Below are 14043 nucleotides of genomic sequence, written 5' to 3'. Positions count from 1 at the left end.
CTTTGCACGTTTTGACCAAGCGTTAAGCACATATAATAACCACAGTTTTATTAAATAATAATGTTCTTGCTCGCAAAGGGTGAAATAAACATCAAAATCCACGATAATGTCAGCTCCACACATCGTGCAGAACTAGTTGAGATCAATATGACTGAAAAAACATTTATCAAAGGTAAAGACCGCGACCTAGAATCGTCAATCTCTACCATGCAAAACAAGCTTAAAGCCCTAAACATTAATGTTGAAGAAGCGCTTTGGCTTAACCCTGTAGCTAACTGTTATTCGGTTCATATAAAAGACAGCGACTGCGGTGTTATGTTTACCAATGGTAAAGGCGCAACCGATAAAGCATCTATTGCTTCAGCGCTAGGTGAATACTTTGAACGTTTAAGCTGTAACTACTTTTTTGCAGACTTTTATCTAGGTGAAGAATTTGCTAATGGCGAGTTTACTCATTACCCAAGCGAAAAATGGTTTAAAGTTGAAGGCGATGAAGTGCCAAAGGGTATTATGGATGAAAGCTTATGGGATTACTTTGACCCAGAGCGCGAACTAAACGCATCACACCTTTTTGATTTTAACTCTGGCAATATCGATCGTGGTATTTGTACCCTGCCATACACACGCCAACGCGATAACCAAGACGTATACATTCCGGTAAACGTTATCGGTAATATTTTTGTATCTAATGGTATGAGCGCAGGTAACACCAAGTTTGAAGCTCGCGTACAAGGCTTATCAGAAGTATTTGAACGTGCTATTAAAAACCGTATCATCGCCGAAGGTATTTGTTTACCAATCGTGCCTGAAGATGTTGTTAAGCAATATCCTAAGATTCACGAAGCGTGTGAAGAACTTCGCAGCCATGGCTTTCATTTACGTATTGCCGATGCATCACTTGGGGGTAAATACCCTGTAATGAGCGTAACGCTTATTAACCCAACAGATGGATCTGTATTTGCTTCTTTTGGTGCTCACCCATCATTTGAAGTTGCGCTTGAACGTACCGTGACTGAGTTACTACAAGGCCGTCGTCTTGATCAGCTAGATGTATTCCAACCTGCAACATTTGATAACGATGAAGTAGCAACACCAGAGAACATTGAACTGCACTTTATTGATTCAAGCGGTTTGATTTCGCATGATTTTTTCCGTGCAAAACCTGATTTTGAATTTGTACACTGGGACTTTAGCGGAACAACTGAAGAAGAATATAACTTCTGTACTGACCTAATTCATAGCATGGATCATGATATCTACATCATGGATTACACGCACCTAAACGTATACGCATGTCGTATTTTAGTACCTGGCATGTCTGACATTTACCCTGTTGATGAGCTTATTTGGCGTAACAACAACGAAGGCGCAAAATTTCGCGAAACATTCCTATCGCTTGATCAGTACGATGCAGAGCAATGGATGGAAATTTACGACAGCCTTGAAGAAGCAGGCCACAGCGATATTATCCGCGCCGCAGAATTTATTGGCCTTGCAACCGATGCCGACACACCATGGCACACTCTGCGTATAGGTGAGCTTAAAGCGCACCTATGTTTAGCTGCAGGCAGCGAAGAAGCCATTGATTGGGTTGACTGGATACTTCATACAGGCCAAGTAAACGAAGAGGCAATGCGCCACTTCCGCTGTTTAAAAGCAGTTCTTGAAATTAAATACGATGACGAGCGCGAATACGCAGATTACCAAGATGCACTAGGCTTAATGTTTGGTGCTAATAATGTAGCGCTGGCTATAGAAATTGCCGAAGGTAAAAAGCAGTTTAACGGTTTAACTTTCCCTGGTTTATCGCTTGAAGGCTTTAAAAAGCATGCGGCGCTACTTGATGGTTACCGCAAGCTACATGTAGCAAAGCAAAATCACTGGGCGCGTGAAGTTAGCGACTCGTAACTCGCTAAACTACTAATTATAAAAAATAAACGGCGCATTTGTTAATGCGCCGTTTTCATTTGTGTAATAAATTAGCTATAGTTAATTTGCCTAAATTAACGCCACGATGTAGCTAATGCCACCATCTACTAACAATAAAAAAACGAACGTTCATAACTTTAAGTTGACCTTTTGGTTATCGCTTACGCTAACTGTACTAGTTGGTATCGTTCTTGATCGTATTAACTACAATCGTGTTAAAGATGCTCATCGCCTACAAATTCTTTCTGAAGTAAGTACATATCGAGCTCAATTAGAATCTATTTTAGTTTCTAATATCCAACTAGTTCGAGGTTTAGGTGTTGCCGTAGCGGCGCAGCCTGATTTACAGCAAACACAGTTTGAACAAATTGCCCAACCACTATTTAAAACCTCAAATGAGCTTCGCAATATTGGTGGCGCTCCCGATATGGTAATTCGTATGACTTACCCCTTAAAAGGTAATGAAAAAGCACTCGGTTTAAACTTTTTAGAAGAAAAAAACCAACGCGCTGATGCTATTAGAGCTCGCGATACAAATACCATTGTAATGGCTGGCCCATTAAAATTAATCCAAGGTGACATAGCACTTATAGCCCGCGTTCCTGTTTACATACCGCCAGAAAATCGCTTTTGGGGATTACTTTCAGTTGTTCTCAACATTGACAAAGTCTATGAAAATTCAGGTATTTATGAGCTAGAAAAAGAATACAACGTCGCTTTACAAGGCAGGCATGGACTTGGCAGCAAAGGGGAGTTTTTTTACGGTAATCAAAACATAATAGAGCAAGACCCCCTTGAGTTTACGTTAAGCTTTCAAGGTGGCAATTGGCAACTTTACGTAGCACCTAAAATAGGTTGGAGCCCACCAAATTCAGCTGTATGGCCACTTAGGCTATCAATTATAATTATTTGCGGGTTATTAATTTGGGCCTTTTTATTCTTTTTGAAAATGCTTAATCGTCAGCAACAAAACGAAAAAATGCTTGAAGCAATGAGTGATCTAGCCCAAATAGGCGCATGGTCATTTAACTTAGAAACGAAACAAGTATATTGGTCTGATATGACCAAAAAACTATTTAAATACCCATTAAATAACCAACCAGAATGGCCTACAGATTTAAATTACTTTAAACAAGGCACTAGCAGAGAAACAATTAAACCTTTAATTGAACGAGCCATAAAATATGGTGAAAGCTACGAAGTTGAATTAGAAGTAATGGATGAAGAAGGTGAATCTGTTTGGGTACTTGTACATGGTGAAGCAGAACGAAAAAATGGACGATGCACACGTATCTTTGGCTCATTACAGAATATTGATACCCGTAAAAAAATTGAATTAGAAAATAATAAAACCGCATTACACAACGAAATTTTAGCCTCCCTGACCGTTAATAAATTAATATTAAATGGGCAACTTAGCCAATCAAAAGACATTATTACTAAAGCAATCTGCCAAGCATTTGATATTAAACGTGCCAGTATTTGGTTTTTTAATGAAGACAAATCCCAACTAAGCCCTTTTGCCATACATAGTAAACATTCGTCTAGTGATAAAATTGACTCTATTTGGCTAAGAAAAAATCTTCCCGGCTTTTTTAATGCAATAGATCACCAGCCTGTATTTAATGTGCCTGACGCCCAAGAACACCCAATACTCGAGCCAATTAAAGAACAGTATTTAATGACTCTCGAGATTAAATCAATGCTGTGCGTAATAATTCCTGCGGGAAGTGGCGCTATAGGAGTCGTTTGCGCAGAGCAATGTCAATCAAAACGCTACTGGTCTAAAAACGAAGAAAGCTTTTTAATTGCCGTTGCAGCGTTAATAGGCAGCTTGCACTCAAGCCAAAAACGTATTGAAACTGAACAGCAACTCGTTGCCGCCAAAGAAACTGCTGAACAAGCGGTTGAAGCTAAAAGTGAATTTTTAGCGAGTATGAGTCACGAAATTCGCACCCCCATGAATGGGGTTTTAGGTATGCTTAATATAATTAAGCAAACTCAATTAGATCTGCAGCAAAAGCATCATATCGAACTTGCTCAGTCATCAGCCCAATCTTTACTTAATATAATTAACGACATATTAGACTTTTCTAAAATTGAAGCCGGTAAACTCGATATTGAAAACGTGCAATTTAATCTGCCTCGGTTATTAGGAGAAGTGGTTGAATCGTTTGCTTTAAAAGTAGAGCAAAACAATACAAAACTTATTTTAGATGCCACTCAAATTACAGTTAGCGAAATAATTAGTGACCCTAACCGTTTACGCCAAATTTTGAATAACTTAATTGGCAACGCCGTTAAATTTACTATTGATGGCGAAGTCGTTATTACTGCCAAAGTGGATGAAACAACTGATGGCTCATTCCTACAATGTTCGATTATTGATACTGGCATTGGTATTGACCCTAAAAAACAAGCGTCGCTATTTGATTCGTTTACACAAGCAGATACCTCAACTACACGCCAGTTTGGAGGTACAGGGCTTGGCCTTGCCATAGTAAAACAACTGTGTGAGCTAATGAACGGTGAAGTAAGCGTAAACAGTATGCAAGGTGAAGGAAGTACATTTTCTTTCACAATACAAATACAGCCTCGCTTAAGCAAAGAACAAGATTTACCGAGTCATTTAATTAAAAACAAACATATTTTAATTATTGATGAGTGCTCGTTAAATGCTAACACCGCTAATAAGCAGCTCACTGTTTGGGGTGCAAAAGTTAATTGTATACATAACTATCTTGAGGTTGATGATTACTTAAGTAATGTAACCACCCACCCTGGTGCTATTTTAGTTGATTACTACTTTTTTGAAAAAGCCCCACAAACGCATATCACCGCGCTCAAAAACTTTATAAATATGCATAGTTGCAAGTTAGTTCTTATGGCGCCAATGAGTTATTCACCTGAGGAGTCTAAAGTAGGTATGGAAGTCGACTGTATGATTTTCAAACCACTCACACCTTCTGATTTGTTTGACTCACTCACGAACGATAAATACATTGAACAACAGCAGCAACAAGCACAGCTGCAAAACAAGCTAACTAAAGCACCGGTACTCGATTCATCAGAGCCACAACTACTACTCGTTGAAGACAATAAAATAAACCAAGTAGTTGCCTCGGCGCTATTAAAGCAAGCAGGTGTGATTTTTGATATTGCTGAAAATGGACTTGAGGCAATTGTAAAGCTCAATGCAAAACAAGGTAAACCATATAAGCTAGTTTTAATGGATTGCCAAATGCCCGAAATGGATGGCTACCAAGCCACTAAAGCCATTAGAGAAGGTGATGCAGGTAAAGATAATGAAAATATTACTATTATTGCGCTAACAGCCAATGCCATGCAGGGCGATAAAGAAAAATGCCTAGCCGCAGGCATGAACGACTATTTAAGTAAGCCTCTCGATTTAGCAGCATTACAACCAAAGCTTCAACAATGGCTTGGCATTCAATAAAGGTGTAAGCTAATAAAATACGCTTACTAATTTGAGATTATTTATGCAGTTATCAACAAATCAACAACGTATTCTTGGTTGCCTATTAGAAAAACAAAGCACGACGCCAGAGCATTATCCGCTATCGTTAAACGCTCTCGTGAACGCATGTAACCAAAAGTCTAACCGCGATCCTGTGTTAAGTCTTACAGATGAAGACGTGCAAAACGCACTTGATGAACTAATAGAAATGCGTTTGGTTACAATAGATGAAGGTCTTTCGGGTCGCGTAAATAAATACGATCACCGCTTTTGCAACACTGAATTTAGTAATCTGCAATTTTCTGCTCAGCAGCGTGCCATTGTTTGTTTGTTACTTTTGCGTGGTGCTCAAACCCCTGGTGAATTAAGAACCCGCAGTGCTAGGCTTGCTGATTTTAATAACGTAAATGAAGTAGAGGCAGCGCTCAATAAACTGATTGAAAGCGAGTACGTCACAAAGCTAGAGCGTGAAGCTGGAAAACGTGACAGCCGATATATTCATTTATTTGGCGAACAACAAAATAATCCCGCCGATGCCTTTGTTGCTCTACCAAGCGAAGTAATTAAAGACAAAGAATTAAGCGATTTACTTGAAGAAGTAGAAAAATTAAAAGCAGAGCTTCGCCAAATAAAAGCTCATTTAAAACTTTAATTAACTAAAACTAAATCACATAATAAGTTTATTGCGTATCACATATTAAATTTTATAAGGAGCTGGCAATGCGCGCCGAAATTATGGCTGAAATGAAGGTTCAGCCAACGATTGATGTAAATGCTGAGATAACTCGCCGAGTTAATTTTATTAAAACACGTTTGGTAGCAGCTCATTCACGTTCGTTAGTACTGGGTATTAGCGGTGGTGTTGACTCATCAACCTGCGGCCGCTTATGTCAACTTGCTGTAAACGAGCTAAATAAAGAACACGATACTGACAAGTATCAGTTTATTGCAGTGCGCCTACCTTATGGTGTACAAGCCGACGAAGATGAAGCACAAATGGCGGTTGATTTTATTCAGCCAAGTAAACGTATGACCGTAAACGTACAACCTGCGGCTGATGCACTGCATGAGCAAGCGATAGCTGCCGTAGTTGGCTGTGGTGAAGCACTGCCTGAGCAAGCTCAAATAGATTTTATTAAAGGCAATGTTAAAGCGCGTCAACGTATGGTTGCTCAGTACGAAATTGCAGGTTTTTGCCAAGGCTTAGTAGTGGGTACCGATCATAGTGCTGAAAACATTACTGGTTTTTATACTAAATTTGGTGACGGCGCGTGCGATTTAGCCCCTCTGTTTGGTTTATCAAAACGCCAAGTTCGTGCACTTGCTACTGCGCTAGGTGCGCCAGCTTTATTGGTAGATAAAGCACCTACAGCTGATTTAGAAAGTGACCGCCCAGGTTTAACAGACGAAGAAGCACTTGGTTTGAGCTATGAGCAAATTGATGACTTTTTAGAAGGTAAACCTGTGTCTAATGATGTTGAACAAAAGCTTGTAAGCATTTACACGCGTACACAACATAAGCGTCAACCAATTCCGACAATTTACGATTAATGTTTAGTAGTTAAAATAAAGCAATTAATGCTTTGAGGATTAATTGCTTTTTTGATCGACAGATTAAGAAGCTGCGTATATTTTAATAAATTAACGCTTTGAATTTTATAATACCAATTGCATTAAATTAGTGAGCTATTATAGCCCTATGAAATAGCGATAAAACGATGATATTTTTAATAATATTGGTATAACTACCCGCCAAAGAGAACACTGCCTTATATGACATCGCCCATTTTAATTACCGGCGCAGGCCAACGTATTGGCTTAGCACTCGCTCAGCATTATATAGCCCAAGGGCAGAGCATTATTATCACGTATCGTACTCATCACGCCGCTGTTGATAAATTAGAGCAACAAGGCGCTGTATGTATTTATGCCGATTTTAGTAACGATGACGGTATTAGTGCATTTATAAATACGCTTAAAGAGCATACAACATCGCTGCGCGCTGTTGTTCACAATGCATCAAGCTGGGACTGCGAAGCTAACAACCCTAACTTTTCAGCACTGTTTGATAATATGATGCGTATACATGCCAAAACACCTTATTTAATTAATTTAATGTGCGCAGAGCTGCTTTTAAACTATCAGCAAAATGAAAAAGTACCTGCCGATATTATACATCTTACTGATTATGTAGTTGAAACAGGCAGCCCTAAACACTTAGCTTATGCAGCAAGTAAAGCAGCTCTCGATAACTTAACTAAATCGTTTAGCGCTAAATATGCGCCAAACATAAAAGTGAACTCGGTTGCTCCATCACTCATTATTTTTAATGAACATGACGATGAACAATATCGAGCTAAGACCCTTAAAAAATCATTAATGGGCATTGAACCCGGATGCCAAGAAATTATCAATAGCATTGATTTACTATTACAAAGCCACTACATCACAGGGCGCTCTTTGCCTATTGATGGCGGTCGTCATTTAAAGTAAATATAAATAAACTGAGATATTTATGCACAATGAATTAAAAGAAAGTTATGAAAAAATCATCACCGCTGTAGGTGAAGATGCTAACCGCGAAGGCTTACTTGATACGCCAAAACGTGCTGCAAAAGCAATGGAATATTTAACGCAAGGGTATCGTCAAACGCTTGATGAAATAACTAATAAAGCAGTATTTACATCTGACGCTGACGACATGGTGTTAGTACAAGACATAGAGCTCTACTCTATGTGTGAGCATCATTTACTGCCTTTTATTGGCCGTTGCCATATTGCTTATATACCAAACGGTAAAGTATTAGGCTTGTCTAAATTTGCACGTATTGTTGATATGTTTTCACGCCGTTTTCAAATTCAAGAACAGTTAACGCATCAAATCGCTAAAGCAGTTGAAGAAGTTACTGGCGCTAAGGGCGTAGGCGTTATTGTTGAGGCAAAACACATGTGTATGATGATGCGTGGTGTAGAAAAGCAAAATTCAAGCATGCGTACATCAGTAATGTTAGGTAACTTTAGAAGCGATCCTAAAACACGTAACGAATTTTTGCAGCTTATAAAAGGTTAACCCTATGGCTAATGCAATCATTAACGTTACTAATTTACGCCTGCGTACGTTTATTGGCTTTAACCCCGATGAGCGTGAAAAAAAGCAAGATGTAGTGATCAATCTAGAGATTCACTACCCTGCTGATGATGCGTGTAAAACGGATGAAGTTGACCAAGCACTTAATTACAAAGTGATCACCAAAGAAGTTATTAGCTTAGTAGAGCAAGGGCACTTTTTACTGCTCGAAAAATTAGTTGCTGAAATTCTTGCCGTTTGTCACGCGCACCCAAGCGTTCATTACGCTAAAGCACGTGTTGATAAACCACATGCACTGCGTTTTGCCGACTCAGTGTCGTTAACGCTTGATTGGGCTGAATAAGCACTTAAAAACTTATTTAAAAAAGCTTTTCGAATCCTACGGCAAGGGCGATAACCGCTAAATAGCGAGCGCCTTTGCCTAGTGTTACTAACAGTAAAAAGGTACTAAATCGTACTTTAAATATGCCTCCAATCACCGTTAATGGGTCCCCCACAACCGGCAACCAAGCAAATAACAAACTATACACTCCATATTTGTTAAATTGCTTTTGTGCGCTATCAAGCCCTTTTTGCGATACCGGAAACCATTTTTTATCTTTAAAACGCAGTACCTGCGTGCCTAACCAGTAATTAACACAGCTCCCTAACACATTTCCAAGTGTTGCTACGCACCACATAAGCCATAAATTAACTTTATCTTGAGTAATCATTCCCACCATTATCACCTCAGAAGAGCTAGGCAGTAATGTCGCAGATATAAATGCGCTAATAAATAACGTGAGATAAAGCATAATGCCCTTATGGCTAAACGTAAAAACCCAGCCTATAGCTGGGTTTATAATACCAATTTTATTAAAAACATGATCATTCTAGCGTATTAAATAACTCACTAACTACGTTAAAAATTATTTATATAGAACAACTATGTATCATAATTTTAGCCTTGTTATTGAGCTATTTTCTTATCGCTATAATAGGTCACTAATTTAATGCAATTGGTATAAAAATAAACTGTGTGTTTATTTTATCAAATTTAAACTAAACGGGTAATTAAACTCTTTACCTTCATTAGCTTTAATACTTGCCATTACAACCATTACAAACCCAAAAATTGCCACTATAGGTAGTAATATTAAGCCGATTGCTACAAACATCAGTACAAAACAAACTACATATGCAATTGCCATCGTTATTTGAAAGTTAAGCGCCTTTTTACCGTGCACGTCAACAACTGGCATTTCATCTTTTTTAATTAACCACACAATTAATGGCCCAATTATTGAGCCAAACGGCACAACAAACCCAGCAAGCGCACTTAAATGGCATAACATAGCCCACGTACGGTCATCTTTATTAACTGGTTCAACCTGTTGATTTTCTTCCATAACACTCTCCTTTTTGTTTTATGTATGTTGCCTCTTAACTAAACAAATGTCTACAAATCAACCAACGTATTTATGTTTAAAAATCACAGCGTGCAATCTTGTGATAAAAAAGTGATAAGTTTGTGAGGGTTTCTGGAGACGATTATTCAATACTTAACTCGAATCATCACTTACAGGAAATAATAATGAAAACTTCTACATTAACAATCGCAATTCTTTTAGCGGCAGCTAGCCAATCGACTATGGCCGCAGAATTAGACCTAAAAGTTACTAACCTAACCAAAGGTATTCACTTCACTCCACTGTTAATCACAGCACACAACAGCGAAGACACACTGTTTGAAGTAGCAACGCAAACATCTACAGCACTACAAACAATGGCTGAAGGCGGCAATATTGCAGAGCTAGTTGCACAAGCAACTGCTGCGGGTAGTGATATGGCTGCAAACCCAGCTGAAGGTTTACTTGCACCAGCCGCATCTACAACGGCAACACTGAGCACGACCGACGGTAATGAGTACCTATCTTTAACTGCAATGATGCTACCAACTAATGATGGCTTTATAGGCTTAAACAGTTGGAAAATACCAACAGAAGCGGGTACTTACATTATTAATTTAAATGCTTACGATGCAGGCACAGAACAAAACAATGAGCTTGTAGTTGAAGGCTCTGGCGCACCAGGTACTCCGGGTATTCCTGCTGCTCCAGGTGGCGACGCTGGCACTGGCGGTACAGGTGTATTAAGTGGTGATACAAATACTAACATTCATATTCACCCGGGTAGCTTAGGTGATGACGATTTAGAAGCGGGTAATAGCGATTTAAGTAATACAGTACACAGATGGTTAAACCCAGTAGCACAATTAACCGTTACAGTTAAGTAGGATCATGATTATGTCATCTGCTAACAACCTTAAAAAAAGTCTACTAGTGCTTGCACTTGCAACCACACTTGCAGCGTGTAGCGATAATGATAACGACCCAGTTGTTGAAGAGCCGGTCGTTGTTGAGCCAATTGTTGTAGAACCTGTGATCAGTGAGTTTACTATTACTTTTAGTAACTTAACTGCAGGACAGCCTTTGTCACCACTCTCTGTCATTGCTTTTGAAGATGAAGCACCTTGGACATTCGGTACAACAGCTTCTGTTGGTTTAGAAATGCTGCAGAAAGCGGTGCAAATGAAGAATACCTCAGCTACGAAAGTGCACTTGCTGCAGTTTCAGCTGAAGGCGCTATTGGCCCTGGTGAAACCACCACAGTAATCATTACTGTTGAAGAGCAAGAAACGCTTAATTTGTCATTTGCTGCCATGCTTGGGAATACAAATGATGCTTTTACCGGTCTTAGTTCTTTAGATGTATCAACATTAGAAGTTGGCGGTTCGTTATCACGCACTACGACTGCTTATGATGCGGGTACGGAAGCAAATACAGAAACAGCTGAAACTGTGCCAGGTCCTGCCGCTAGCGGTGAAGGGTTCAACGAAATACGTGACGATACAGCCGATATAATAACGATGCATCCAGGCATTGTTTCAAATCAAGATGGATTATCTACATCAGCACTTGGTGTTGAACATAAGTTTGATAACCCAGTATCGAAAATAGTAATTACGCGCACGCAGTAACGTTCCAGCTTGTAATGGGGAAGTAAGGGAGCACGGATGCCCCCCTTTTTACGAGGTAATACATGCGTCACGAAAAAATATTAGTAGTAGAAGATGACAGAGAAATAGGTAAGTTAATTACCACGCAGCTAACGTCGCTTAACTTACATGTTGATCATGTTGTAAGCGCAGAACTTGCCTTAAAAAAAAATAGCTAAGCATCCCTACGGACTTATTTTACTCGATATAAACTTACCCCAAATGGATGGTTTGAGCTTATGCCGAAAAATAAAAGAGCATTACCCAACTACCTCCGTAATTTTACTCACCGCGCTTAGTAGCGATATGGACAGAGTTATTGGCCTTGAAATGGGCGCCGATGATTATATTTGTAAACCCTTTTTTGCACGCGAATTACAAGCCAGAGTAAAAACCCAATTACGCCACAGAGCACAGCTACTCGCTAGCCAAAATAACGACAACTCCCCCGTTGATAGCGAACAAACACTAAATGTAGGCTCACTCAATATAGAATTTAGTTCGCACCAAGTGTATTTAGGCAAGCAAGCCCTTAACCTTACCGCCACCGAATTTGATTTACTCGTTTACTTTGCACGCCATCCTAATCATGTTTTTAGTCGTCAGCAATTACTCGATAAAGTATGGGGTTACCAACACAGTGGTTACGAGCACACGGTTAATTCACATATAAACCGCTTACGTGCCAAGCTAGAAGAACACCAACAAGCGCCTATCATCGAAACAGTTTGGGGTGTTGGTTACAAACTAAACCCTAGCCAACTCAATTAAGACACCTATTATGAAATTATCTTTGTATCAAAAATTAGCTATATCGCTAGTCGTAATTTTTTGTTTTATTTGCGCCCTAGTTTACGGCTGGAGCAAGCAATTAGAACTGACTTCAAAACACCACGCCGAACAAAATCTGCACTTAGCGTTAGCGGAACATTTAATACAAGATAACCCACTAATAAAAGAAGGGGTTTACGACTATAAAGCGCTTGAAAACCTCTTCCATACCTTGATGTTATTAGGCCCTGCGTTTGAATTTTATTTTGTAGACGAAACCGGAAAAATTCTTACTTACTCAGCAAAGCCGGGGAAAGTTAAACGCACGCATATTAGTTTAACGCCTTTAAAAAGGCTGATTAACGACCCAAGCGCTGCACCTATTTATGGTGATAATCCTCGTAATAAAGAGCAACAAAAAATATTTTCAGCCGCGCCAGTATTTAATCAAGATAAGCTACAAGGCTATTTATATGTAATTATTGGTGGTGAGGCTTACGACACCTCACTAAGTACTGTAAAAAATAATGATAAGTTATGGCTAGCCGCTTTATGGCTTGGCTCTGCACTCGCATTTTTATTTATTGCGATGCTAATTTTGCTACGCTTTTTTACCAACCCAATTCAGCGCTTAGCCCGCGATGTTAGTAATATTGAAGCCGCTAACTACAGCCTTACCGACACCAAGCTAAGTAACTACTCAACGCAAAAAAGTAACGAAGTGCATAGTTTAGAGCGAAGTATTCAAGCCATGCTTACCCGTATTAACGAGCAGTTTAAAGCACTTGAGCAAGGCGATAAGCAACGCAAAGAGTTACTGACTCACTTATCGCACGACCTACGCACCCCACTTGCTTCACTGCAGGGGTTTTTAGAAGTTTTAAATCAGTCAGGTGAGCAATTAAGTCAAAAAGAACAACAAGAATACTTACAGGTATCGCTTAATAATTGTGGGCAATTAAAGCTACTCATAGAGCAAATATTTGAACTTGCTCACTTAGAAAATGGCGAAATAAGTATAAATAAAGAAACCTTTAATTTAGGTGAGCTTATTTACGATTGCATGGCAAAATTTAGTTTAGCCGTTGATAAAAAAGGCATTAGTTTGTCGGTAGAACCTTCGATTTGTGACTTTCCTGTGGTTGCCGATATAGCTAAATTAGAGCGCGTGTTAAGTAACTTAATTGACAATGCAATTAGGCACACCCCTCGCGGTGGCAGCATTGCAGTACATGTAAAGCGCAGTGACGATAATCAACTATTTGTGCATGTATCAGACACAGGCGTAGGTATAAAAGAAGATGAGCTGAATGCTATTTTTGACCCGCACTACCAAGCAAGTAATTCTAATAAAGAAGGGCGCCAGCAAGGTGGTTTAGGATTGGCCATTTGCAGAGGGTTATTAAAACTAATGGATAGTGAAATTTACGTACAAAGTGAAATTGGTAAAGGCACTATGTTTAGCTTTAATTTACCACATCGAGTAGGGTGAGGCTTATGCCTCATCCCTCTCACAGAACCGTACGTACGGACCTCGTATACGGCTCCTGTATTCTTCTATCCCTTCGGCTTATTTTCTAAACGCCGATTGAGCAAGCCATCCTGTACTTACGTTTTCCATTGAATATAAACCTTGCTCCTCAAACCATTGGTTTGGCATCGCTACATTCGATAATGGACTTAGAGAGTTTCGCCATGAGTTCATTTTGATGAACTTAAATGGCGGCTTTTTCCCTAATT

At 39.3% G+C, this 14043-nt stretch carries 11 protein-coding genes and 2 pseudogenes; 11 read left to right on the top strand and 2 right to left on the bottom strand.

Annotated elements, in window-relative coordinates; translation table 11 throughout:
- Nucleotides 1-147 precede the first annotated feature (147 nt).
- The 7 genes from ycaO to folX all read left to right on the top strand — a co-directional run bounded on the left by ycaO (nucleotide 148) and on the right by folX (nucleotide 8838).
- Nucleotides 148-1908 carry a 30S ribosomal protein S12 methylthiotransferase accessory factor YcaO gene (gene ycaO, locus H4J63_RS06510; protein ID WP_182195425.1) on the top strand — a complete coding sequence of 587 codons (1761 nt, stop codon included), beginning with the start codon at nucleotides 148-150 and terminating at the stop codon, nucleotides 1906-1908.
- Nucleotides 1909-2023: 115 nt separating this feature from the next.
- Complete coding sequence (locus tag H4J63_RS06505) at nucleotides 2024-5386, top strand: ATP-binding protein (protein ID WP_182195423.1); 3363 nt, start codon at nucleotides 2024-2026, stop codon at nucleotides 5384-5386.
- 43 nt (nucleotides 5387-5429) lie between these two features.
- On the top strand, nucleotides 5430-6059 hold the full coding sequence (locus tag H4J63_RS06500; RefSeq protein WP_002962344.1) for a YceH family protein: 630 nt from the start codon (nucleotides 5430-5432) through the stop codon (nucleotides 6057-6059).
- Between the two features lie 68 nt (nucleotides 6060-6127).
- Nucleotides 6128-6958, top strand: coding sequence for an ammonia-dependent NAD(+) synthetase (gene nadE, locus H4J63_RS06495; RefSeq protein WP_024589633.1), 831 nt, complete (start codon nucleotides 6128-6130; stop codon nucleotides 6956-6958).
- Between the two features lie 222 nt (nucleotides 6959-7180).
- Nucleotides 7181-7900, top strand: coding sequence for a dihydromonapterin reductase (folM, locus tag H4J63_RS06490; protein ID WP_182195420.1), 720 nt, complete (start codon nucleotides 7181-7183; stop codon nucleotides 7898-7900).
- A 22-nt stretch (nucleotides 7901-7922) separates the two neighbouring features.
- Nucleotides 7923-8477 (top strand): GTP cyclohydrolase I FolE, encoded by a 555-nt coding sequence (gene folE / locus H4J63_RS06485; RefSeq protein ID WP_002962341.1) that lies wholly within the window; start codon nucleotides 7923-7925, stop codon nucleotides 8475-8477.
- Nucleotides 8478-8481: 4 nt separating this feature from the next.
- Entirely contained in the window at nucleotides 8482-8838 is a 357-nt protein-coding gene (gene folX, locus H4J63_RS06480; RefSeq protein WP_182195419.1) for a dihydroneopterin triphosphate 2'-epimerase, read from the top strand.
- 16 nt (nucleotides 8839-8854) lie between these two features.
- Here the strand turns inward: folX and H4J63_RS06475 are convergent, their stop codons facing one another.
- Together H4J63_RS06475 and H4J63_RS06470 are read right to left on the bottom strand one after the other, a co-directional pair.
- The gene (locus tag H4J63_RS06475) at nucleotides 8855-9289 is read right to left on the bottom strand and encodes a YqaA family protein (protein ID WP_182195417.1); all 435 of its coding nucleotides are present in this window, start codon (nucleotides 9287-9289) and stop codon (nucleotides 8855-8857) included.
- A 228-nt stretch (nucleotides 9290-9517) separates the two neighbouring features.
- The gene (locus H4J63_RS06470) at nucleotides 9518-9883 is read right to left on the bottom strand and encodes a DUF4870 domain-containing protein (RefSeq protein WP_182195415.1); all 366 of its coding nucleotides are present in this window, start codon (nucleotides 9881-9883) and stop codon (nucleotides 9518-9520) included.
- 185 nt (nucleotides 9884-10068) lie between these two features.
- Here H4J63_RS06470 and H4J63_RS06465 point away from each other — a divergent pair, with 185 nt between their 5' ends.
- The 4 genes and pseudogenes from H4J63_RS06465 (at nucleotide 10069) to H4J63_RS06450 (ending at nucleotide 13795) form a co-directional block, all read left to right on the top strand.
- Nucleotides 10069-10770 carry a spondin domain-containing protein gene (locus H4J63_RS06465; protein WP_182195412.1) on the top strand — a complete coding sequence of 234 codons (702 nt, stop codon included), beginning with the start codon at nucleotides 10069-10071 and terminating at the stop codon, nucleotides 10768-10770.
- 10 nt (nucleotides 10771-10780) lie between these two features.
- A pseudogene (locus H4J63_RS06460) lies at nucleotides 10781-11514 on the top strand (spondin domain-containing protein).
- Between the two features lie 62 nt (nucleotides 11515-11576).
- Nucleotides 11577-12303, top strand: a pseudogene (locus tag H4J63_RS06455) (response regulator transcription factor).
- A 10-nt stretch (nucleotides 12304-12313) separates the two neighbouring features.
- The gene (locus H4J63_RS06450) at nucleotides 12314-13795 is read left to right on the top strand and encodes a cell wall metabolism sensor histidine kinase WalK (protein ID WP_182195409.1); all 1482 of its coding nucleotides are present in this window, start codon (nucleotides 12314-12316) and stop codon (nucleotides 13793-13795) included.
- Nucleotides 13796-14043: the final 248 nt, after the last annotated feature.

Source organism: Pseudoalteromonas sp. 5Ae-yellow (assembly GCF_014077565.1).
Taxonomy (GTDB): Bacteria; Pseudomonadota; Gammaproteobacteria; order Enterobacterales; family Alteromonadaceae; genus Pseudoalteromonas.
The sequence above is the reverse complement of the archived record's forward strand: the minus strand, read 5'-3'. Positions and strand labels throughout refer to the sequence as shown.

Bases quoted from the DNA above. Each gene is read 5' to 3' on its own strand.
- folM (WP_182195420.1), top strand. From the start codon at position 7,181: ATGACATCGCCCATTTTAATTACCGGCGCAGGCCAACGTATTGGCTTA.
- H4J63_RS06475 (WP_182195417.1), bottom strand. From the start codon at position 9,289: ATGCTTTATCTCACGTTATTTATTAGCGCATTTATATCTGCGACATTA.
- folE (WP_002962341.1), top strand. From the start codon at position 7,923: ATGCACAATGAATTAAAAGAAAGTTATGAAAAAATCATCACCGCTGTA.
- H4J63_RS06505 (WP_182195423.1), top strand. From the start codon at position 2,024: ATGCCACCATCTACTAACAATAAAAAAACGAACGTTCATAACTTTAAG.
- H4J63_RS06450 (WP_182195409.1), top strand. From the start codon at position 12,314: ATGAAATTATCTTTGTATCAAAAATTAGCTATATCGCTAGTCGTAATT.
- H4J63_RS06465 (WP_182195412.1), top strand. From the start codon at position 10,069: ATGAAAACTTCTACATTAACAATCGCAATTCTTTTAGCGGCAGCTAGC.
- nadE (WP_024589633.1), top strand. From the start codon at position 6,128: ATGCGCGCCGAAATTATGGCTGAAATGAAGGTTCAGCCAACGATTGAT.
- ycaO (WP_182195425.1), top strand. From the start codon at position 148: ATGACTGAAAAAACATTTATCAAAGGTAAAGACCGCGACCTAGAATCG.
- H4J63_RS06500 (WP_002962344.1), top strand. From the start codon at position 5,430: ATGCAGTTATCAACAAATCAACAACGTATTCTTGGTTGCCTATTAGAA.
- H4J63_RS06470 (WP_182195415.1), bottom strand. From the start codon at position 9,883: ATGGAAGAAAATCAACAGGTTGAACCAGTTAATAAAGATGACCGTACG.
- folX (WP_182195419.1), top strand. From the start codon at position 8,482: ATGGCTAATGCAATCATTAACGTTACTAATTTACGCCTGCGTACGTTT.